Below are 22,571 nucleotides of genomic sequence, written 5' to 3' on the forward strand. Positions count from 1 at the left end.
GGATCAGACGCCGATGTCGCAGCCGTCCTCGCGCCACACGGAGACCACCGACGGGCGGACGATCTTCCCCGGCCCGTCGGGCCAGGCACTCGCAGGCTTCTCGACGGACGCGCCGTCGACCTCGCCCGGGTGCTGCACCGAGACGAGGACCCGGCGGTCCTGGACCAGCGGACCGCAGGTCTCGGCGCCGTTCGGCATCGTCAGGAACTGCTTGAGCTCACCGCGCCGCTCGCCGCGCGTCGCGACACCGAAGAGGCCGTCGTGCGTGCCGAGCGCGTTGCCGTCCGTGGAGATCCACAGGTTGCCGTGCGGGTCGAACGCCACGTTGTCCGGGCAGGAGATCGGGCTGACCCGGTCCTTCGGGAAGCCGGCGAAGTACGTCGCCGGGTCGTCCGGGTCGCCCGCGACGAGGAAGAGCGACCAGCCGAAGGCCTTCGCGTCGGCGCGGCCCCGGTGCTCGGTCAGCTCCAGGATCTGCCCGTGCTTGTTGAGGTTGCGCGGGTTCGCCTCGTCGACGGGAGCCTTGCCGGCCTTGCCGCGGTCCGAGTTGTTCGTCAACGCGACGTACACCTTGCCGGAGTGCGGGGACGGCTCGATGTCCTCGGGGCGGTCCATCTTCGTGGCGCCCACCTTGTCACCGGCGAACCGCGTGAAGAGGTAGACCTCCTCCGCCGTCATGCCGTCGACGTGCGAGACCGCGCCGTGCGGACCCGCCGTGGCGAGCGGCAGCCACTCGCCGCCGCCGTCGAACTCGCCGTCCGCGGGCAGCGTGCCCGTGCCGTCGATCTCGGCGGCCGGGGAGTCTCCGGTCAGCCGGGCGACGTAGAGGGTGCCCTCGTCGAGAAGCGTCAGGTTGTGCTCGTGCGCGGCGCGCGAGCGGCCCTTGGCGACGCGCTTGCTGCTCACGAACTTGTAGAAGTAGTCGAACTTCTCGTCGTCGCCCATGTAGACGACCGGACGGCCGTCGTCCGTCAGGCGCGGCTGCGCGGCCTCGTGCTTGAAGCGGCCGAGCGCGGTGCGCTTGCGGGGGGTCGACTCCGGGTCGTACGGGTCGAGTTCGACGACCCAGCCGAAGCGGTTCGCCTCGTTCGGCTCCTTGGCCAGGTCGAAGCGGTCGTCGAACCGCTCCCACTTGCGCTCGGAGGCCTCGCCGGTCACGCCGTAGCGCTTGAGGCGGGCGGCCGTCGCGGGGTCCGTCACCTTCGCGGCGTTCGCGAAGTACTGATTGAAGTTCTCCTCGCCGTGCAGCGTCGTACCCCACGGGGTGGTGCCGCCCGAGCAGTTGTTGAGCGTGCCGAGGACGGTACGGCCGCGGGGGTCCGCCTTCGTACGCACGAGCGCGCTGCCCGCGACCGGGCCCGAGAGACGGAACTCACTGGTGGCGGTGAGGCGGCGGTTGAGCTGGTGGCGCGTGACTGCGGACAGCTCGCCGCTGCGCCGGGACTCCTCCACGACGACGACGGACAGGCCGTGCGCCGCCCAGGCGGTCTCCACCTGCTCGCGCGTCGGGTTCTCGGGGTCGTACCCCTTGAACATCAGGATTTCGTCCGTGTACTCGTGGTTCGCCACCAGGACCTGACGCCCGTGCTCACCGCGCAGGGGGAGAAGGCTCAGAAAGTCGTTGTTGTAACCGAACTGTCCCGCCTGGGCCTTTGCGGACTGCTTGTCCGGATCGAAGGCGGGCGCTCCGCGCAGGATCGGCTGCCCCCAGCTGATGACGACGTTCTGGGCGTGGCCCTCGGGAACGGTGACCCGGTCCGCCGTGTTCGGCGCGACGGGCGTGAACCGTAGTCCACGCGCTCCCTTCTCGCCCTTGTGCGCTACGCCTGTTGCCGCCCCCGACGGCGTGGCGGCGGCGGCCTGCGGGGCGCCCGATCCCACGACCGTGCCGGCCGTCGCGGCGGCCACGGTCACGACCGCGGCCGTGCGCAACATCGAACGGCGGCTCAGCGCACCGGCGATGACGTCACCGACGTACTCGTTGGAACTGGTGTTGGGCACCTCCTGAAAACAGGCGTCCCCACAACGGAACCGGCAGGTCAGCGCGGCACGGCCCCCATTGTGCGAGCCGAGAAGCGGCAGCGTTTTACGCACTCTTTTCCTCCCCTTTACGGTCACTCCGGCGTGACGCTAGGGGCGTGGCCGAGCGCGGAGGGGGACGGTGGGTGAACGAGCGGTGAACCTGTGCCGGGCGTGCGGCAGTTGGACGCCCTTCGCCCGGGTGGGCGACCCTGCCCAAGATCACGGAACGTGGCGGCTAACCTTACGTGTCCGCCCTGGCCAGGGGTTACGGAAACCAACTCATGCGAAGGGTTGCGCACATGGGCATTCGGAATCTCCTGCGGAACGCGTTCGGAAGGCCGCGGAAGTCCTCGCGGGGTGACGAGGCGGCGACCGCCGCACCCGAGGCGACGGTCCCGGCACCGGCCGGCGAGACGGCGCCGCCCGCCGAGGCAAAGGCGAAGGTGCCCGCACCGTCGGCCGAGCCGACGCCCGCGCCCTCGACGCGCGAGGCGGACGACCTGGTGGCGGCGGCCTTCGACAACGTAAAGGTCCCGAAGCCGTCTTCGCCGGTGGACGAGGAGACGGCTTCGGCCGCCGCCGAGCCGGTCACGGAGACGGCCCCGGAGGGTGTCGCGGAGGCGGAACCGGTCGCGGAGCGCGCGGAGCCTTCCGCTGCGCCCGCCGCCGAGGCGGAGGCTGCCGCGGAGCCCCTCGCCGAAGCTGAGGCGAAGAGCGAGGCGGACGCGGCCCCCGAGGCCACCGCCGAGACCGAGGCCGCCCCGAAGGCTGCTGCCGAGCCCGTCGCTGAGACGGAGCCGGAGCCCGAGGCCACCCCGGAGGCTGTCGCAGAGCCCGAGCCGGAGGCTGCCGCCGAGCCCGTCGCCGAGACGGAGCCGGAGCCCGAGGCCGCCGTCGAGACCGAAGCGGAACCGGTCGCCGAGAGCGCGGAGCCCGTCGTCGAGGCGGAGGCCGAGGCTGTCGCGGAGCCCGTCGCAGAGGCAGAGGCGAAGGCTGCCGCCGAGCCCACCGAGCCGAAGGCCGAGGTTGAGGTGGACGCGGCTCCTGAGGCCACCGTCGAGACCGAGCCGGAGACCGCCGCCGAGACCGCCGCCGAGATCGCCGCCGAGATCGAGGCGGACGCGGAGGCTGTCGCAGAGCCTGTCGCCGAGCCGAAGGCGAGGGCCGAGGCCGACGCGGCCCCCGAGCCCGTCGCCGAGACCAAGCCGGAAGCCGACACCGAGCCCGCCGCCGCCCCCGAGCCCGAGCCCGCCGCCGAGCCGGTCGCCGCAGCAGCCGAGCCCGTCGCCGCCCCCGAGCCCGAGGCCGTCACCGACCCCCAGCCCGAGCCGGAGGCTGTCGCCGCCCCCGAGCCGGAGGCCCCCGCCCTCCCCCTCACCCGGGTCAAGTCGCGGGCCCCCGGGCTCGCCGCTGCCTACAAGGCGGCCGGAAGCGCGCTCAAGAAGCAGGACCTCGCGGGGGTTCGCACCACCGTCTATCTCGTGCTCGACCGGTCCGGGTCGATGCGGCCGTACTACAAGGACGGCTCCGCACAGGCACTCGGTGAACAGGTGCTCGCGCTGGCCGCGCACACCGACCCCGAGGCGACCGTGCACGTCGTCTTCTTCTCCACCGACATCGACGGCACCGGCGAGCTCACCCTCGACGGGCACGAGGGCCGCGTGGACGAGCTGCACGCGTCGCTCGGCCACATGGGCCGTACCAGTTACCACCGCGCGATCGAAGAGGTCGTGGCGCACCACGAGAAGTCGCAGTCGCAGACGCCCGCCCTGGTCGTCTTCCAGACGGACGGCGCACCGGACGCGAAGGGCCCGGCCAACCAGGCCCTCGCGGACGCGGCCCGGCACCCGCTGTTCTTCTCGTTCGTCGCGTTCGGCGAGCACGACGCCAAGGGCTTCGACTACCTGCGCAAGCTGAAGGCCCCCAACGCCGCGTTCTTCCACGCGGGCCCCACCCCCCGCGAGCTCACGGACACCGAGCTGTACGAGGGGCTGCTCGCCGACCTGCCGCAGTGGCTGAGCTCGCAGCAGGCCTGACCCCCGCGCCCTCCGCGCCCCCTGTCCCCGCCTCCGTGGGACAGGGGGCGCCGCCGTTTCCCCCGCGCCGTTCCCCCCGAATCGGGAGAAGCTTGAGGAATTCCGGCACCGAGGGAAGGACCGCGCACCATGAAGGCCGCCGTAGTCACCGGCTTCACCCGGCCCCTGGAGATCCAGCACCGCGTGATCCCGCGGCCGGCGGCGCACCAGGTCCTCGTCCGTATGGAGGCGAGCGGGCTGTGCCACACGGACATCCACGCCGCCGCCGGTGACTGGCCGGTCAAGCCGACCCCGCCGTTCGTCCCGGGCCACGAGGGCATCGGGATCGTGGAGGACCTGGGCGAGCGGGTCGGCCACATCAACGTCGGCGACCGGGTCGCCATCGCCTGGCTGGGCGAGGCGTGCGGCCACTGCGACCACTGCGTGTCCGGCTGGGAGACGCTCTGTCTGAAGCAGCGCAACAGCGGCTACTCGGTCGACGGCTCCTTCTCGGAGTACGCGGTCGCGCACGGCGACTACGTCGTGAAGGTCCCCGACGGCCTCGACCCCCTGGACGCCGCCCCGCTGACCTGCGCGGGAGTGACGACGTACAAGGCCGTGAAGGTGTCGGGCGCGGGCCCCGGCAAGCGCGTGCTGATCTCCGGGATCGGCGGCCTCGGCCACCTCGCGCTCCAGTACGCGCGGATCGCGGGCGCGGAGACCGTCGCCGTGGACGTCACCGACGACAAGCTGCGCCTCGCGCACGAGCTGGGCGCCGACCATGTCATCGACGCCCGCAGCCAGGACGTCGCCGAGGCGGTGCACGGGCTGGGCGGCGCCGACGTCGCGATCGGGCTCGCCGTCTCGAACGCGTCGCTCCGGGCGGCGTACGGCTCGCTGCGCAGGCACGGCACGCTGGTACTGGTCGCGCTGCCGGCCGGCGGCAAGCTGGAGCTGCCCGTCTTCGAGCACGTGCTCGACGGCAAGAGCGTCATCGGTTCGATCGTCGGCACCCGGCAGGACCTCGCCGAGGTCTTCCAGCTGCACCGCCTCGGCCGTACCCGTGTCATCCGCGAGCAGCGCAGGCTCAAGGAGGTCAACGAGGCGATCGAGGACATCCTGGCGGGCCGGGTCACGGCCCGGCTGGTCTTCGACTTCCGCTAGACACCACAGACGCGCCGCGCCCGCGCCCGCTCCGCACCCCCCGGGGCCGTCCACCCCGTAAATACCGGGCAGGGCGGCCCCGCCGTGTCGGCTACGATTCTTTGATTCGACTGACGTACACCGTCACCGCACGCAGCGACTTGGGAGCAGCCCCCGATGGCTCGACACCTCATCACCAGCGCCCTTCCGTACATCAACGGAATCAAGCACCTGGGCAACATGGTGGGGTCCATGCTCCCGGCGGACGTGTACTCCCGGTACCTCCGCCAGCGCGGCCACGACGTCCTGTACATCTGCGCCACCGACGAGCACGGCACGCCCGCCGAGCTGGCCGCGAAGGAGCAGGGCCTGCCGGTCGCCGAGTTCTGCGGACAGGCGCACGACGTGCAGAAGGCCGTGTACGACGGCTTCGGCCTGGCCTTCGACCACTTCGGCCGCAGCTCGTCCCCGGAGAACGCGGAGCTCACGCAGCACTTCGCGCGCCGGCTCAACGAGAACGGCTTCATCGAGGAGCGCGCGATCCGTCAGGTGTACTCGCCTGCCGACGGCCGCTTCCTGCCGGACCGCTACGTCGAGGGCACATGTCCGCACTGCGGCTACGACAAGGCCCGCGGCGACCAGTGCGAGAACTGCACGCGCGTCCTGGACCCGACCGACCTGATCAACCCGCGCTCGGCGATCTCCGGCTCCACGGACCTGGAGGTCCGCGAGACGAAGCACCTCTTCCTGCTCCAGTCGAAGCTGCAGGTCGAGGTCGAGGAGTGGATCGCGCAGACCGCGGGCGAGTGGCCGCAGCTGGCCTCCTCCATCGCCCGCAAGTGGCTGACCGAGGGCCTGCACGACCGCGCGATCACCCGTGACCTGGACTGGGGCGTGCCCGTCCCGGCCGACACGTGGCCGGAGCTGGCCGCCGAGGGCAAGGTCTTCTACGTCTGGTTCGACGCCCCGATCGAGTACATCGGCTCGACGAAGGAGTGGGCGGACCAGGACCCGGCGAACCGTGACTGGAAGTCGTGGTGGTACGCGGCCGACGACGTCCGGTACACGCAGTTCATGGCCAAGGACAACGTCCCGTTCCACAGCGTCATGTTCCCCGCCACGGAGATGGGTGTGCGGGAGCCCTGGAAGAAGGTCGACTACCTCAAGTCCTTCAACTGGCTGACGTACTACGGCGGCAAGTTCTCCACGTCGCAGAAGCGCGGCATCTTCACGGACGCCGCCCTGGAGATCCTGCCGGCCGACTACTGGCGCTACTTCCTCATCGCCAACGCGCCGGAGTCCGACGACTCCTCCTTCACGTGGGAGCACTTCGCGGCCACGGTGAACAAGGACCTCGCCGACACCCTCGGCAACTTCGTGAACCGCGTCCTGTCCTTCTCCCGCAAGCGCTTCGGTGACGACGTGCCGGCGGGCAAGGAGGCCGGCGAGGCGGAGGCGAAGCTCGGTACGGAGATCGCCGCGCTGCTCGCCGAGTACGAGGCCCAGATGGAGGCCCTCCAGTTCCGCAAGGCCGCGTCCGCGCTGCGCGCCCTGTGGTCCGCGGGCAACTCCTACCTGGAGGAGAAGGCCCCCTGGCTGGAGATCAAGACCGACCCGGAGGCCGCGGCCCTCACGCTGCGTACGGCGATGAACCTCATCCACCTGTACGCGGTCGTGTCCGAGCCCTTCATCCCGGCCTCGTCGAAGGCGATGCGCGGCGCGTTCGCGCTGGCCGACGACACGGCCACGTGGGTCACCGCCGATCAGGCCAAGGCCCTGGACACCGTCCCCGCGGGCACGGCCTTCACGGTCCCGCCGGTGCTCTTCGCGAAGATCACCGAGGAGGACCTGGAGTCCTACCGCGAGCGCTTCGGCGGCGCTCCGGAGTAAGACATTCCGCGGGAAAGGGGTGCGAGGACCGGTCCTCGCACCCCTTTGCCGTACCCCGCTACTGGCATGTTCACGACCGCGATTAGGGTTTCGCCATGCCAGTTCCCGCAACCATCCCGATCGCCCACGAGCCGGACCACCGCACCGCCACCATCGGCCGGTACGCGGACGGCCAGTTCCTGGCCACGGTCACCTACGCCTTCCCCGAGGGCTACCGCCCCGACGACGGCTGGGAGGAGCACAAGCGGCTCTACGCGGTGCTCCACACGTTCGACGACTCGGGCCGGTACCGCGACTCGGAGATCTGGTGCGCGGGAACCTGGGCCGCGGGGGCCGAACTCGCCCAGGCCCATGCCCACTTGGACAAACTCCTGGCAGCGCTGCCCGGCCGCACCTACGCCGACATCGCCGTCCGCCCCTTCCGGCTCGCGGTCGACCGCGTGCTGTTCGGCCTGATCGCCGAGGACGACGAGGAGGGCGGCTGGGCCGAGCTCTACCCGGACCGCCTCGGCTTCGGCGAACCGTGGGACGGCCGGTACGACACCTGAGCTGCGGCCCGCGCCGGCGCCCGTCAGGAAGCCGTGGACGCGGAAGCGCAGCCCGCGGCGGCGCCCGTCAGGAAGCCGTCGACGCGGAAGCGCAGCCCGCGGCGGCGCCCGTCAGGAAGCCGTCGACGCGGAAGCGCCCGGCTGTGTGTCCGTGCTGTCGTGCGTCTCGTCGGGTGCCACGGCCATCGTGATCGACCCGATGACGCCCTTCGCGATACGCCCCTTGCCGTACGTCAGCTTCAGCAGCCCGCCGGTCGTCCCGCTCTGGTCGTAGATCGTGTCCTCGGTCAGCGTCGTGCGCTCGGTCGTGCTCGTCGAGTACGGCGCGACCTTCCCGGAGGCGATGACCGCGGCCTCCTCGAAGAAGAACTGGCCGGTGTGGCAGGTGTGCCCGCCCTCGTAGCCGGCGTCGGTCCACTTGCCGTCCACATGGACCTTGGTGTGGATGTGCACGGCACGGCCCCGGTACCAGCCGGGGAAGATCGTCCTGAACTCGACGCTGCCGTGCTTGTCCGTCTTCCAGGTGCCCCGCAGATACCGCTCGTCGTCGGTGGGCTCCTCGTGCCCGCCGCCACCGCCCCCGGGCGGGGCGCCCGTCGGGGTGCCGGACGGCTGGTCGGTCGGAGCGCCGCTCGGGGCGTCACTCGGGGCGCCGCTCGGGGGCGTGCCACCGCCGCCTCCGGTGGAGAGGGACTCGTACCCGGAGTAGATCCCGAGCGCGTCGCAGTGCCAGATGTCGACCGCCGCGTTCCGCAGGGGCTTGCAGGTCTCGGCGTCGATCACCTTGAGGCGGAGGACCATCGGGATGCCCTCCTTGTCCTCCGTGATGTCACGGCGGAGCTTGTCCGCGTCGATGTAGTACGGGCCCTCGGTGGTCTCCGAGGTGAGCTTGTAGCAGGAGTCCGCCTCGGACTTGCTGTCGGCGGTGTCCGTCTCCCCGGCGAACGCGTTGGCGGCGATGGAGCCCCCGACGCCGACGGCCGCCACGGCGGCTCCGCCCGCGAGGATGACCTTCCTGCGGGTCATGTCTCGTTTGTGCGCTGGTCCCTGAGTCTCTGTCATGGGAAGCGAAGCTAGGACCGCCACCTGTCAGGGACATGGGCATGGGCTGTGAGTGCGCACAGCGAAGGGGCCGGAACCGATCAGCGGTTCCGGCCCCTTCGGAGACTGGCGGGCGTTACTTCTTCTCGGCCACCGGCTTGCGGAGCTGGATGTTCAGCTCGCGCAGGCGCGTCTCGTCGAGCTCCGTGGGCGCGCCCATCATCAGGTCCTGCGCGTTGCCGTTGAGCGGGAACGCGATGGTCTCGCGGATGTTCGGCTCGTCGGCGAGGAGCATGACGATGCGGTCGACGCCGGGGGCGATCCCGCCGTGCGGCGGGGCGCCGAAGCGGAACGCGCGGAGCATGCCCGCGAACTGCTCCTCGACGGTGTCACGGTCGTAGCCCGCGATCTCGAAGGCCTTGAGCATGATCTCGGGCTCGTGGTTCCGGATCGCGCCGGAGGACAGCTCCACGCCGTTGCAGACGATGTCGTACTGCCAGCCCAGGATGTCCAGCGGGTCCTTGGTCTCCAGGGCCTCGAGGCCGCCCTGCGGCATGGAGAACGGGTTGTGCGAGAAGTCGATCTTCCCGGTGTCCTCGTCCTTCTCGTACATCGGGAAGTCGACGATCCAGCAGAAGCGGAAGACGCCCTCCTCGAAGTGCCCGGCGCGCTTGGCGGCCTCGACACGGACGGCGCCCATGATCTTGGAGACCTCGTCGAACTCGCCCGCGCCGAAGAAGACGGCGTGGCCGGCCTTCAGGCCGAGGCGCTCGGTGAGGACCTTGACGTTCTCGTCCGTGAGGAACTTCGCGATCGGGCCCGTGAGGGACCCGTCCTCGGCGACGCGGACCCAGGCGAGACCCTTCGCCCCCTGCTCGACCGCGTAGTCACCGAGGCCGTCGAAGAACTTGCGGGACTGCGACGCGGTGTCCGGGACGGGCAGCGCGCGCACGTGCTTCCCGGCGAACGCCTTGAACTCGGAGCCCGCGAAGACGTCCGAGATGTCGACCAGCTCGAGCTGGGCGCGCAGGTCCGGCTTGTCCGAGCCGTACTTGAGCATCGACTCGCGGAACGGGATCCGCGGGAACGGGGACGTGACGTGCCGGCCGCCGCCGAACTCCTCGAAGAGCTCGGTCATGAGCTTCTCGATCGGCTGGAAGACGTCCTCCTGCTCGACGAAGGACATCTCCACGTCGAGCTGGTAGAACTCGCCGGGCGAACGGTCCGCGCGGGCGTCCTCGTCACGGAAGCAGGGCGCGATCTGGAAGTAGCGGTCGAAGCCCGAGATCATCAGCAGCTGCTTGAACTGCTGCGGGGCCTGCGGCAGCGCGTAGAACTTGCCCGGGTTCAGGCGCGAGGGGACGACGAAGTCGCGGGCGCCCTCCGGGGAGGTGGCGCTGAGGATCGGCGTCGCCATCTCGTTGAAGCCGAGGGCCACCATCTTGGAGCGGATGGAGGCGATGACGGACGAGCGCAGCATGATGTTGCGGTGCATGCGCTCGCGGCGCAGGTCGAGGAAGCGGTACTCCAGGCGCCGCTCCTCGTTCACCCCGTCGTCCGCGTTGATCGTGAACGGGATCTGCTGGGCCGCGCCGAGCACCTCGACCTCGGCGGCCTCGATCTCGATCTCGCCCGTGGGCAGCTCGGAGTTGACGTTGTCGGCGCCGCGCGAGACGACCTTGCCGTCGACGCGGACGACCGTCTCCTTGGTCAGCTTGTCGAGGACCTCGGCGGCGGCGGTGCCGGGACGGGCGACGAGCTGCGTGATCCCGTAGTGGTCGCGCAGATCGATGAAGAGGATGCCGCCCAGGTCGCGCCGATTGTGCAGCCAGCCGCTCAGCCGGACGTCGGATCCGACGTCAGAGGCGCGGAGCTCGCCGCAGGTGTGGGACCTGTACCGATGCATCGTCGTTCATCCAGTCTTTGCGATTGGGGATTGGCCGGGCATGCCCGAAGCCCCAGGGTACCGGCCGCCTCATGATCGCTCTGCGAATAGTCTCGGTGGCCGTCCACGATCACCTCTTCTTAGAGTGGGGCCATGCGCACTGGTGACCCCCTGCCTCCCGTGGGGGACGTTCTCGCCGCCCTCGACACCGGTGTGTGGCGGTGGGACAACCGGGCCGGGCTGGTCACCTTCGACGCGGAGGCGGCCCGGCTGCTCGGCCTGCCCGAATGCCCGGTGACGCTGACGGAGGCCGCCGTACGGTCCCGCTTCCACCCCGTCGACTGGAACGAGATCGACGGCGTCGTCCAGCTCGCCGTCGCCGAGGGCACCCTCGCCGAGGCCCGGATGAGGATCATGGACGACCAGGGCGTGGTCATCAGGACCGTACGCAGCCGTTCCAAGCCGATCGTGCACGGCGACCCGCACGCGTTCGAGCTGATCGGCACGCTCCAGGAGGTCAGCGAGCCCACGCCCGGGTCCGCCGCGCTCACCCCCGTGACCGGCGACTGGCGGCGCTCCCGTGAGGCGTTCCTGCTGGACGCCGGGCGGGCGCTCGCCGAGGCGGGATCCACCGAGGAGGTCCTGCGCGTCGCGGCCGGGCTCTCCATGCCGGGGTTCTCGCCGGACGGCCTCGCCGTCTTCGGCGTCGGCGGCGACCGGCTCACCGTCATCGGGCACCACGGGCACGAACCGGGCGAGGAGGGGCCCTTCACGGACATGCCCCTGGACACCGACTATCCGGCCGCCGAGGTGGTGCGCACCGGCCGCGCCGTCTATCTGTCGTCGCCCGAGCAGTACCGCCTGCGCTACCAGGCCGCCTGGCCGCTGGCCCGGCGCTTCCAGCGGCAGTCCTGGGCGTTCCTGCCACTCATCGTCGCCGGCCGCACCATCGGCACCTGGATGGCGGCGTTCACCTACCCGGTGTCCTTCACACCCGACGAGCGCTCCGTCCTGACGACGGTGGCGCGGATGCTGGCACAGGCCCTGTCGCGCGCCGGGATCACCGAGTCGGAGCGGGAGCTGACCGACGGGCTCCAGCGCTCGATGATGCCGACGCTCGGCCCCGACATCCCGGGGATGAGCGTCGCCGCCCGCTATGTCCCGACCGGCGGCGGCCTTCAGGTCGGCGGTGACTGGTACGACATGATCCCGCTGCCGACCGGGCGCATCGCGCTCGTCATCGGCGATGTGCAGGGGCACGACGTGCGGGCCGCGGGCCTGATGGGACAGCTGCGGATCGCGCTGCGGGCGTACGCGTCCGAGGGGCACCGCCCGGACGCCGTCCTCTCCCGCGCCTCGCGCTTCCTGTGCGGGGTCACCGACTCCATCACGTACGGCTCCACGGGCGGCCCCGGCAAGGGCGTCGAGAAGGGCTCGGAGGCGGGCGACCCGCGCTTCGCGACCTGTCTGTACGTGGAGGCCGACCCGAAAACGGGAATCCTGGAGATCGCCCGCGCGGGCCATCCCGACCCCGCGATACGCATGACCGACGGGACGGTCCTGGTGCGCCCCACCGCGGGCGGGCTGCCCCTCGGCGTCGACCCCGACGCCGACTACCCCACGACCCGGCTCGCCCTCGAACCCGGCGACACCCTGCTGATCTGCACCGACGGCCTCATCGAAACGGGCGGCCACGACCTCGACACCGGCTGGGCGCGCATCCGCGGCATCCTCGAGGAGCACGGGGAGCAGCCCACCGACCCCGCCAGCCTGGAGGACCTCGCCGACGCGCTCGTACGGGCCGTGCACGGCCCCTCCTCGCACTACACGACGGGCCCGCTCGCCGACCGGCGCGAGGACGACATAGCCGTGCTCCTCCTCGCCAGGACGGGCCTGCCCGAGGCGCCCGTGCCCGCGCGCCGCACCGCGATGACCGTCGCCCAGGCCGAGCCGGAGCGGGTCGCCGCCGCCCGCCAGCAACTGCGCGAGCTGCTGCACGACTGGAGCGACGAGGAGCAGGTCGACTCGGCGGTCCTGATGATCTCGGAGATGCTCACCAACGTCCTGGTCCACACGGACGGCGACGCGCTGCTGGTCGCCGAGGTCACCGGCGGGCCCGCGCGGCGGGTGCGCGCCGAGGTCGCCGACTCCAGCGACGACCTGCCGCACAAGCGCCACCCCGGAGAGCTCGCCTCGTCCGGGCGAGGCCTCGTCCTGATGGAGCTGCTCGCCGACCGCTGGGGCGTGGACCCGAGAGGCGAGGGCAAGAGCATCTGGTTCGAGCTCTACGAGCCCTCGGCCGGGGTTTCACGTGAAACCCCGGACGGCCCCTCGCCCGCGGAGTAGCGCGTGCGCAGCTCCCCGATCACCCCGAACGCGGCCGCCGTCACCGGCACCGCGAGCAGCATCCCGAGAATGCCCGCGACGGAGGCGCCCGCCGTGATCGCCAGCATCACCATCGCGGGATGCATCTGCACGGTGCGGGACTGGATCATCGGTTGAAGGATGTGGCCCTCCAGCTGCTGCACGGCCAGGATGACGCCGAGCGCCCACAGAGCGGTCACCCAGCCCCGGTCGGCGAGTGCCACCAGGACGGCCACCGCCCCGGAGATCGTCGCCCCGAGGTAGGGGATGTACGCGGTGACGAAGACCAGGGAGCCGAGCCCGACCGCGCCGGGCACCCGCAGGACGAGCAGGCCGACGGTGATGCAGACCGAGTCGATGAGCGCGATCAGCGTGGTCCCGCGCATGAAGCCCTCGACGGCCTGGAAGGCACGCCGCCCCATTGCCTCCAGGATCTCCCCCACGCGTCCGGGCGCGAGGCTGTGCGCGAGGCCCGCGGCGCGGTCGGAGTCCTTGAGGAAGAAGAACGTGAGCAGGAGGGCGAGAACGCTGGTCGTGAGGAGCGAGCCGAGGACGGAGAGCCCGGCGATCACTCCGCTCGCGGCGCTGGCGCCCCACTTGGACAGCAGGTTCTTGAGGCTGCCGGCGGCGGATCCGAGGTCGTCGGCCACGGTGATCCCGAAGTGACTCTTGATCCAGTTGCCGGCCTCCCGCACCGAGTCGACGATCTGGTCACCGGTTTCGATGAGCGTCTTGACGACGACGTAGCCGGCGCCGCCGACGACGGCGACGAGGGCGACGCAGGTGAGGGCGGCGGCGAGCGCCCGGTTGACCCTCCTGCGCATCAGCCAGCCGTGCACCGGCCCGAGCAGTGCCGTGCCGAGCAGGGCGAGCAGCAGGGGCGTGACGGCCGTCTTGAAGACGGTGCACAGCCAGATACCGACGGCCGCGACCCCGGTGACGAGCAGGGCGACCACGCACCAGGCGGCGGTGCGGCGGGCTGGTTCGGGAAGAAGCGGCTGACCTGTACCTGTGTGCACCCTCACAGGGCATCACGCGCGCGTGGCCCCGACCTTCCGGGCGGGGCCACGCGAGTGACGGACAATCAGATACCGCTTACGTGTGCGGGATCCGCTCTCCCGGGATGACCCCGAGCCGGCCCGCCTGGAAGTCCTCGAACGCCTGCTGGAGTTCGTCGCGGGTGTTCATGACGAACGGACCGTAGTGCGCCATCGGCTCCCGGATCGGGCGGCCGCCCAGGAGGACGACCTCGAGGTCCGGGGTGTGGGAGTCCTGCGTCTCGTCCGCGCGGACGGTCAGCGAGGAACCCGCGCCGAAGACGGCGGTCTGGCCCATGTGGACCGGCCTGCGGTCGGTGCCGACGGTGCCGCGGCCGGCGAGGACGTACGCGAGGCCGTTGAACTCCTCGCGCCACGGCAGCGTCAGCTCGGCGCCGGGGCGGACGGTCGCGTGGACCATCGTGATCGGCGTGTGCGTGATGCCGGGGCCGTCGTGGCCGTCGAGCTCACCCGCGATGACGCGCAGCAGGGCGCCGCCGTCGGCGGTGGTGAGGAGCTTGACCTGGCCACCGCGGATGTCCTGGTAGCGGGGGTCCTTCATCTTGTCGGCGGCCGGGAGGTTCACCCACAGCTGGAGGCCGTGGAAGAGCCCGCCGGACATGACGAGCGCCTCCGGCGGCGCCTCGATGTGCAGGAGGCCCGAGCCGGCCGTCATCCACTGGGTGTCGCCGTTGGTGATGGTGCCGCCACCACCGTTGGAGTCCTGGTGAACGAAGGTGCCGTCGATGATGTAGGTGACGGTCTCGAAACCGCGGTGGGGGTGCCAGGGCGTGCCCTTGGGCTCTCCTGGCGCGTACTCCACCTCACCCATCTGGTCCATCATGATGAACGGGTCGAGGTACTTGTAGTTGATCCCGGCGAACGCTCGGCGCACCGGGAACCCCTCGCCCTCGAATCCGCTGGGCGCGGTCGTCACGGCCAGCACGGGGCGGGCCACGGCGTCGGCGGACGCGGCCACACGGGGCAGGGTCAGCGGGTTTTCGACGGTCACTGCAGGCATGTCGGGACCTCCTTGTGCTCCGAGTTTAGTTGAACGTAGAACTTTCTGCCACCTGGGACACGGAACGCCCGGAGGGAATTCCCTCCGGGCGTCCTGGGTGCCTGCTGGTGCGGCGGCGTCTAGCCGTACATGCGGCGCATCGCGAAGTCGACCATCTGCTCGACCGCCTTGGCGTCGAAGACCATCCGGTGTTCGCCCTCCATGTCGAGGACGAAGCCGTACCCGGTCGGGAGCAGGTCGATCACCTCGGCGCCGGTGATCACGAAGTACTTGGACTCCTTGCCCGCGTACCTGCGCAGCTCCTTGAGGGAGGTGAACATCGGGATGACCGGCTGCTGGGTGTTGTGCAGCGCGAGGAAGCCGGGGTTGTCGCCGCGCGGGCAGTAGACCTTCGACGTCGCGAAGATCTGCTGGAAGTCCTCGGCGGACATCGAGCCCGTGGTGAAGGCGCGGACCGCGTCCGCCAGCGACGGAGGCGACGGCTCCGGATACAGCGGCGGCGCCTGCTGGCCGTACCCGCCCTGCATGCCCTGCTGCGGCGGCGCGTACTGCTGCCCGGGTCCCGCGGTCTGGTCGTAGCCGTACATGAGGGCCAGACTACCGAGACGGGGCCCGAGCGCGGACGCCGTTAGACCCTGCTCACATTGGCGGATCAGGGGTTGCGTCTTATTACCGACGGGTAGCATCATCGTAGGCACTTGCTACTTGCGAGTAGTGCGTGTTTACGAAGATCCCGCTTCCAGCCAAACGGAGCCGTCGCCATGGGGCACTACAAGTCGAATCTCCGCGACATCGAGTTCAACCTCTTCGAGGTGCTCGGGCGCGACAAGCTGTACGGCAGTGGCCCGTTCGCGGAGATGGACGTCGACACCGCCAAGAGCATCCTCGACGAGGTCGCCCGCCTCGCCGAGAACGAGCTGGCCGAGTCCTTCACGGACGCCGACCGCAACCCGCCGGTCTTCGACCCCGAGACCAACACCGCTCCGGTACCGGCGAGCTTCAAGAAGTCGTACCAGGCCTTCATGGACTCCGAGTACTGGCGCCTCGGCCTGCCCGAGGAGATCGGCGGCACCACCTCGCCGCGCTCCCTGATCTGGGCCTACGCGGAGCTGCTGCTCGGCTCCAACCCCGCGATCTGGATGTACTGCTCCGGTCCGGCCTTCGCCGGCATCCTCTTCGAGGAGGGCAACGAGGCGCAGAAGAAGGTCGCCGAGATCGCCGTCGAGAAGCAGTGGGGCTCGACGATGGTCCTGACCGAGCCGGACGCCGGTTCGGACGTGGGCGCCGGCCGCACCAAGGCCGTCCAGCAGGAGGACGGCTCCTGGCACATCGAGGGCGTGAAGCGCTTCATCACGTCCGGTGAGCACGACATGTCGGAGAACATCCTCCACTACGTGCTCGCGCGCCCCGAGGGCCACGGCCCCGGCACCAAGGGCCTCTCCCTCTTCCTGGTCCCGAAGTTCCACTTCGACTGGGAGACCGGCGAGCTGGGCGAGCGCAACGGCGTCTACGCGACGAACGTCGAGCACAAGATGGGCCTCAAGGCGTCCAACACGTGCGAGATGACGTTCGGCGACCAGCACCCCGCCAAGGGCTGGCTCATCGGCGACAAGCACGACGGCATCCGCCAGATGTTCCGCATCATCGAGTTCGCCCGCATGATGGTCGGCACGAAGGCGATCTCCACGCTGTCGACGGGCTACCTGAACGCGCTGGAGTACGCCAAGGAGCGCGTCCAGGGCCCCGACCTGGCCCAGTTCATGGACAAGACGGCCCCCAAGGTCACCATCACGCACCACCCGGACGTGCGCCGCTCGCTCATGACGCAGAAGGCGTACGCGGAGGGCATGCGCGCACTCGTGCTGCACACCGCCGCCGTCCAGGACGACATCGCGGTCAAGGAGGCCGCGGGCGAGGACGCGTCGCAGCTCCACGCCCTCAACGACCTCCTCCTGCCGATCGTGAAGGGCTACGGCTCGGAGAAGGCCTACGAGCAGCTGGCGCAGTCGCTCCAGACGTTCGGCGGCTCGGGTTACCTCCAGGAGTACCCAATCGAGCAGTACATCCGCGACGCCAAGATCGACACCCTCTACGAGGGCACCACCGCGATCCAGGGCCAGGACTTCTTCTTCCGGAAGATCGTCCGCAACCAGGGCGCCGCGCTCAACGGCCTCGCCGAGGAGATCAAGAAGTTCCTCGCGGTCGGCACGGGCGGCGAGGCGCTCGCCCCGGCCCGCGAGGCGCTCGCCAAGGCGGCCGTCGAGCTGGAGGCCATCGTCGGCGTCATGCTGACCGACCTCGCGGCCACCGAGCAGGACACCAAGAACATCTACAAGGTGGGCCTCAACACCACCCGCCTGCTGCTCGCCTCCGGCGACGTGGTCGTCGGCTTCCTGCTGCTGCGCGGAGCGGCCGTCGCCGCCGAGAAGCTGGAGACCGCCTCCGCCAAGGACGTGGCCTTCTACCAGGGCAAGATCGCCGCCGCGAAGTTCTTCGCCGCTAACGTCCTGCCGGGCGTCGGCCTCGAGCGCCGCCTCTCCGAGAAGGTCGACCTCGACCTGATGGAGCTGGACGAGGCCGCGTTCTAGCCTCCGGCCTGCCCGTAGTCATCAGCGCCGCCACCCGGACACTCCCGGGTGGCGGCGCTGTCGTGTCAGCTGGATGCGCGGTCATCGCGATCGACGGTCTCCGAACGTCCCCCACCGCACCCGTGCGGACACCCGGCGCGCCGGGACGGGGGCTCGTTAGGCTGGCCCGCATGAGCAACCCCTCCCGCTTCGACCGCGGTCACACCGACGACCTCATGTCCTTCCTCGCGGCAAGCCCCTCGCCGTACCACGCCGTCGCGAACGCGGCCGCGCGCCTGGAGAAGGCCGGATTCCGCCAGGTCGCGGAGACCGACGCGTGGGACGGGACGACGGGCGGCAAGTACGTGACGCGCGGCGGCGCGATCGTGGCCTGGTACGTGCCCGAGGGCGCCGCGCCGCACACCCCCTTCCGCATCGTCGGCGCCCACACCGACTCGCCGAACCTGCGCGTCAAGCCGCTGCCCGACATGGGCTCGCAGGGCTGGCGGCAGGTCGCCGTCGAGATCTACGGCGGACCGCTCCTCAACTCCTGGCTCGACCGGGACCTCGGACTCGCGGGCCGGCTCACCCTGCGTGGGGGCACCTCCCAGGCTTCCGGCTCTGGGGGAGGCTCGACGCGGCTCGTGAACATCGACCGCGCGCTGCTGCGCGTGCCGCAGCTCGCCATCCACATGGACCGCTCCGTCCACACCGACGGCCTCAAGCTCGACAAGCAGAAGCACATGCAGCCCATCTGGGGCCTCGGCAACGACGTCCACGAGGGCGACCTGATCCGGTTCCTGGAGGAGGAGCACGGGCTCGCCGAGGGCGACGTCACCGGCTGGGACCTGATGACGCACCCCATCGAGGCGCCCTCCTACCTCGGCCGCGACAAGGAGCTCGTCGCCGGACCCCGCATGGACAACCTCCTGTCCGTGCACGCCGCGACGGCCGCGCTCGCCGCCGCAGCGGCCTCCGACGACCTCACCTGCATCCCGGTCCTCGCCGCGTTCGACCACGAGGAGAACGGGTCGCAGTCCGACACCGGCGCCGACGGCCCGCTCCTCGGCAGCGTCCTGGAGCGTTCGGTGTTCGCGCGCGGAGGATCGTACGAGGACAGGGCCCGCGCCTTCGCCGGGACGGTGTGTCTGTCGTCCGACACCGGGCACGCCGTGCACCCCAACTACGCCGAGCGCCACGACCCCACCCACCACCCGCGCGCCGGCGGCGGCCCCATCCTCAAGGTCAACGTCAACAACCGCTACGCCACCGACGGTTCGGGCCGCGCCGTGTTCGCCGCCGCGTGCGAGAAGGCCGGCGTGCCCTTCCAGTCGTTCGTCTCCAACAACGCCATGCCCTGCGGCACCACGATCGGCCCGATCACGGCGGCCCGCCACGGCATCAAGACCGTCGACATCGGCGTGGCCATCCTCTCCATGCACAGCGTCCGCGAACTGTGCGCCGCCGACGACCCGTTCCTCCTCGCCAACGCGCTGGTGGCGTTCCTGGAGGGCTGACCTCACGGGAAGGCGGCCGGCCACGCCGGGCGAGGTGGAGCACGACGGCAGGCGCGCCGACAGCGCCGGGGTGCTCTCCTGGAACACCTGGCGCCCGTACGCCGGCTGACCGGCCGTCTCTGCCCCGCCCGGATCAGCCCGTGACAGCCCCGGATCAGCCCCGGATCAGCCCCGGTCGTCCATGCCCGCGAGCACCAGCGGCAGCCGGTCCGCGCCACCCTCGGTGAGCCGGACCGGCACGCCCCAGTCCTGCTGGTGGACGTGGCAGGCCGGGTACTCGTTGGCCGGGTCGTCGTCGCACGAGGCGGCCATCGCCGACACATGCAGGACGCCCTCCGTGACCTCCGGGTTCAGGACCAGCTCGCGCGCCAGGTCCGTGTCCGCCCCGTCCCCCGCGACCAGCAGCTCGGGCGGGGTGGAGGAGACCAGGAGCCGGGTCGAGGGCCCGTACCGCGTGTCGAGCTTCTGACCCGCCGGCGCCTGGAAGATCACGTCCAGCTGGAGCTTCCCCGCCGCGACCTCGGTCGCCGCGCGCTGCGTCCGGTGCGCGACCGACTCGACCCGCACGGCCTCCTCGGGAAGCCGCAGCCGCGTCAGCCGGTGCCGCGCCGACTCCACCACGACGATGTCGTCCCCCACCAGCACCGCGTCACTGGGTTCCCGCAGGTCCGTGGCCAGCGTGGTGACCTCACCGCTCGCCGGGTCGTAGCGGCGCAGGGCGTGGTTGTACGTGTCCGAGACGGCGACCGAACCGTCCGGCAGGGCGGTCACGCCCAACGGGTGCTGGAACAGCGCCTGTCCGGCGGCGCCGTCCCGGTGCCCGAAGTCGAAGAGGCCCGTACCGACCGCCGTGTGCACGGTGCCGTCCAGGTCGACGTACCGCAGCGCGGACGTCTCCGAGTCGGCCACCCACAGCCGCTCCTCGGTCGCCGCGAGCCCGGAGGGCTGCGCGAACCACGCCTCGGCCCCCGGCCCGTCGACGAGCCCCTCATTGGTCGTACCCGCCGCCACGGCGACGCTCTTCGTCTCCGGGTCGTACGTCCACAGCTGGTGCACGCCCGCCATGGCGATCCACACCTTGCCGCCGAAGACGGCGACGTCCCACGGCGACGAGAGCGACACCTCCAGGGCGGGGCCGCTGGTCGGCGCGCCCTGCCACCACTGCCGGCCGGTGCCCGCGAGCGTCGTGACGTCCCCGCTCGCGAGGTCCACGGCCTTCAGCGAGTGATGCACCGTGTCGGCCACGACGACGGTCGCGTCGTCGAGCAGCGCGAGGCCCTGCGGCTCGTTGAACTCGCCGGGCGAGCCGATCCGCCGTACGACGCTCTCGCCGTCCGCGGCCAGCTCGACGAGCTGGTGCCGGGTCGTGTCGGAGACCAGGAAGTTCCCGGACGGCAGCACGAGCGCCTTGCCGGGGAACCGCAGATCCGTCGCGACCGGCTCGGGCGCGACGTACGGACCGTCGCCGCGGCGCAGCGTCCCCTTCGCGCCGTGTTCCGCCTCCAGCTGCTCGACCAGCTTCTCGATGGCGTGGGCGTGCCCCTCACCGGCGTGCTGCGCGACGACGTACCCCTCCGGATCGATCACCGCGAGCGTGGGCCAGGCCCGCACGGCGTACTGCTTCCAGGTCGCCAGCTCGGGGTCGTCGAGGACGGGGTGCTCGACGTTGTACCGCTCGACGGCGTCGACCACGGCGGAGTGCTCGGCCTCGTGCACGAACTTCGGGGAGTGCACCCCGACGATCACGACGGTGTCCCGGTGCTTCTCCTCGAGCTCACGCAGCTCGTCGAGGACATGCAGGCAATTCACACAGCAAAATGTCCAGAAATCCAGAATGACGATGCGTCCCCGCAGGTCAGCCAGGGTGTATTGCTTACCGCCCGTATTGAGCCAGCCGCCCTTGCCGATGAGTTCGGGGGCACGGACACGGGCGCGACGGGGTGCGGGGTCGACATCGTTCATGGGTCAAGGGTGCCACTAAGCGAGCGCATGCCCCGTAGTGGCATCCACGTGATCGGGGACCTCGTCGTGGTGGTCGCCGACCGTGGGGGTGCCGGTGGGTTCCAGGAGAAGGATCGAGGCGCCCTTCGGGGAACGCGGTTTGTGCCACGTCCCGCGCAAGACCGTGAAGACCGAGCCCCGGGGCAGGACGACATCGCGCTCGCCCTCCGGCTCGCGCAGGGCGATGATCAGCTCGCCGTCCACGACCAGGAAGAACTCGTCCGTGTCGTCGTGCACGTGCCAGACGTGGTCCCCCTCGACCTTCGCGACGCGGACGTCGTAGTCATTGACGCGCGTCACGATGCGCGGGCTCCACAGGGCGTCGAAGGAGGCCAGGGCCTCGTCGAGGGCGATCGGCGTGTTCTCGCGAGTGGTCATACGCCGATCCTGCGCCCGGCGCCGCGCCGCGGCGAGTGCTAGAAATCGCATATGGCGAAAGAATCCTCGCAGCGCCCCTCGTCGCAGAACCCGCCGCGGCGCCCTCCACACCGCGTCGTGGTGATCGTCGACGAGAACTCCAACCCCTTCGAGCTGTCCTGCGCCATCGAGGTCTTCGGCCTGCGCCGGCCCGAACTCGGCCGTGAGCTGTACGACTTCCAGCTCTGCTCGCCGCAGACGCGGACGGTGATGCGGGACGGGTTCTTCACGCTGACCGACGTGGCCGGCCTGGACGCTGCCGAGTCCGCGGACACGCTGATCGTGCCCAACCGGCCCGACACCGACGTGCCGCGGCGGCCCGCCGTCCTCAGTGCCGTGCGCCGGGCGCATGCGCGGGGGGCACGGCTCATCGGTTTCTGCTCCGGCGCGTTCACCATCGCCGAGGCCGGGCTCCTCGACGGGCGGCGGGCCGCCTGCCACTGGATGTGGGCGGACTCCTTCCGCACCCGCTTCCCCGAGGTGCGGCTCGAACCCGACGTGCTGTTCGTCGACGACGGCGACATCCTCACCGCGTCCGGCAGCGCGTCCGCGCTCGACCTCGGGCTGCACGTCGTACGGCGCGACCACGGCGCCGAGATCGCCAACGCGGTGTCGCGGCGGCTCGTGTTCGCCGCCCACCGGGACGGCGGCCAGCGGCAGTTCGTGGAGCGGCCCGTGCCCGCGGTGCCGGACGAGTCTCTCGCGCCGCTGCTCGCGTGGGCGCAGGAGCGGATCGGTGAGCCGCTGAGCGTCGCCGACCTCGCCGCGCGCGCCGCGGTCAGCCCCGCCACCCTGCACCGCCGCTTCCGCTCCGAACTCGGCACCACCCCGCTGGCCTGGCTCACCGGCGAACGGGTCGCCCTCGCCTGCCGCCTCATCGAACGCGGCGAGGAACGCCTCGACGTGGTCGCCGCCCGCAGCGGCCTGGGCACCGCCGCGAACCTGCGCGGCCGGCTCCGCCGGGAAACGGGCCTGAGCCCGTCGGCGTACCGGAGAAGGTTCGGCCGGGGGCCCGCGGAGCCCGCGCTGCCACACCCCGGGACCGCATCCCGATAGCCGCCACGGGTCCCGGCGGCGCGTCTGCGGGCGGAGCGGGTGGCACG

Annotated in this window: 16 protein-coding genes; 8 read left to right on the forward strand and 8 right to left on the reverse strand. The window is 71.0% G+C overall.

Annotation, left to right across the window (positions count from 1 at the left end; all coding sequences use genetic code 11):
- Nucleotides 1–3 precede the first annotated feature (3 nt).
- Complete coding sequence (locus ACZ67T_RS09320; RefSeq protein ID WP_469982718.1) at nt 4–2,094, reverse strand: PhoX family protein; 2,091 nt, start codon at nt 2,092–2,094, stop codon at nt 4–6.
- 227 nt (nt 2,095–2,321) lie between these two features.
- Between ACZ67T_RS09320 and ACZ67T_RS09325 the strand changes: the two genes are divergently transcribed.
- The 4 genes from ACZ67T_RS09325 (at nt 2,322) to ACZ67T_RS09340 (ending at nt 7,618) form a co-directional block, all read left to right on the forward strand.
- The gene (locus ACZ67T_RS09325; RefSeq protein WP_469982720.1) at nt 2,322–4,058 is read left to right on the forward strand and encodes a VWA domain-containing protein; all 1,737 of its coding nucleotides are present in this window, start codon (nt 2,322–2,324) and stop codon (nt 4,056–4,058) included.
- Between the two features lie 129 nt (nt 4,059–4,187).
- A complete protein-coding gene (adhP, locus tag ACZ67T_RS09330) occupies nt 4,188–5,201 on the forward strand; it encodes an alcohol dehydrogenase AdhP (protein WP_469982721.1) in 1,014 nt (337 codons plus the stop codon).
- A gap of 156 nt (nt 5,202–5,357) precedes the next feature.
- A complete protein-coding gene (gene metG / locus ACZ67T_RS09335; protein WP_469982722.1) occupies nt 5,358–7,070 on the forward strand; it encodes a methionine--tRNA ligase in 1,713 nt (570 codons plus the stop codon).
- A 95-nt stretch (nt 7,071–7,165) separates the two neighbouring features.
- On the forward strand, nt 7,166–7,618 hold the full coding sequence (locus ACZ67T_RS09340; RefSeq protein WP_469982723.1) for a hypothetical protein: 453 nt from the start codon (nt 7,166–7,168) through the stop codon (nt 7,616–7,618).
- Between the two features lie 111 nt (nt 7,619–7,729).
- Here the strand turns inward: ACZ67T_RS09340 and ACZ67T_RS09345 are convergent, their stop codons facing one another.
- Together ACZ67T_RS09345 and aspS are read right to left on the reverse strand one after the other, a co-directional pair.
- Nucleotides 7,730–8,644 carry an intradiol ring-cleavage dioxygenase gene (locus tag ACZ67T_RS09345; RefSeq protein ID WP_469982724.1) on the reverse strand — a complete coding sequence of 305 codons (915 nt, stop codon included), beginning with the start codon at nt 8,642–8,644 and terminating at the stop codon, nt 7,730–7,732.
- 151 nt (nt 8,645–8,795) lie between these two features.
- Nucleotides 8,796–10,565 (reverse strand): aspartate--tRNA ligase, encoded by a 1,770-nt coding sequence (gene aspS / locus ACZ67T_RS09350; RefSeq protein ID WP_469982726.1) that lies wholly within the window; start codon nt 10,563–10,565, stop codon nt 8,796–8,798.
- A gap of 132 nt (nt 10,566–10,697) precedes the next feature.
- Here aspS and ACZ67T_RS09355 point away from each other — a divergent pair, with 132 nt between their 5' ends.
- Nucleotides 10,698–12,890 carry an ATP-binding SpoIIE family protein phosphatase gene (locus tag ACZ67T_RS09355; protein WP_469982727.1) on the forward strand — a complete coding sequence of 731 codons (2,193 nt, stop codon included), beginning with the start codon at nt 10,698–10,700 and terminating at the stop codon, nt 12,888–12,890.
- Here ACZ67T_RS09355 and ACZ67T_RS09360 read toward each other — a convergent pair.
- From ACZ67T_RS09360 to ACZ67T_RS09370, 3 genes are all read right to left on the reverse strand, one after another.
- On the reverse strand, nt 12,830–13,927 hold the full coding sequence (locus tag ACZ67T_RS09360) for an AI-2E family transporter (RefSeq protein ID WP_469982729.1): 1,098 nt from the start codon (nt 13,925–13,927) through the stop codon (nt 12,830–12,832). The two genes, ACZ67T_RS09355 and ACZ67T_RS09360, sit on opposite strands and share 61 nt — an antisense overlap.
- A 76-nt stretch (nt 13,928–14,003) precedes the next feature.
- Entirely contained in the window at nt 14,004–14,966 is a 963-nt protein-coding gene (locus ACZ67T_RS09365; protein ID WP_376255499.1) for a pirin family protein, read from the reverse strand.
- 119 nt (nt 14,967–15,085) lie between these two features.
- Nucleotides 15,086–15,553, reverse strand: coding sequence for an SseB family protein (locus ACZ67T_RS09370; protein WP_100596474.1), 468 nt, complete (start codon nt 15,551–15,553; stop codon nt 15,086–15,088).
- Nucleotides 15,554–15,727: 174 nt separating this feature from the next.
- Between ACZ67T_RS09370 and ACZ67T_RS09375 the strand changes: the two genes are divergently transcribed.
- Nucleotides 15,728–17,554, forward strand: coding sequence for an acyl-CoA dehydrogenase (locus ACZ67T_RS09375; protein WP_469982730.1), 1,827 nt, complete (start codon nt 15,728–15,730; stop codon nt 17,552–17,554).
- A 170-nt stretch (nt 17,555–17,724) separates the two neighbouring features.
- On the forward strand, nt 17,725–19,050 hold the full coding sequence (locus tag ACZ67T_RS09380) for a M18 family aminopeptidase (protein ID WP_469982732.1): 1,326 nt from the start codon (nt 17,725–17,727) through the stop codon (nt 19,048–19,050).
- A gap of 165 nt (nt 19,051–19,215) precedes the next feature.
- Here the strand turns inward: ACZ67T_RS09380 and ACZ67T_RS09385 are convergent, their stop codons facing one another.
- Complete coding sequence (locus ACZ67T_RS09385) at nt 19,216–21,012, reverse strand: NHL domain-containing thioredoxin family protein (RefSeq protein WP_469982733.1); 1,797 nt, start codon at nt 21,010–21,012, stop codon at nt 19,216–19,218.
- Nucleotides 21,013–21,027: 15 nt separating this feature from the next.
- Nucleotides 21,028–21,429, reverse strand: a complete 402-nt coding sequence (locus tag ACZ67T_RS09390) for a cupin domain-containing protein (RefSeq protein ID WP_469982734.1) — start codon at nt 21,427–21,429, stop codon at nt 21,028–21,030.
- Nucleotides 21,430–21,480: 51 nt separating this feature from the next.
- On the opposite strand from ACZ67T_RS09390, the gene ACZ67T_RS09395 reads away from it, so the two are divergent.
- The gene (locus ACZ67T_RS09395; protein ID WP_469982735.1) at nt 21,481–22,524 is read left to right on the forward strand and encodes a GlxA family transcriptional regulator; all 1,044 of its coding nucleotides are present in this window, start codon (nt 21,481–21,483) and stop codon (nt 22,522–22,524) included.
- The last annotated feature ends 47 nt before the right edge of the window (nt 22,525–22,571 follow it).

This window comes from Streptomyces sp. NPDC107517 (genome assembly GCF_055582645.1).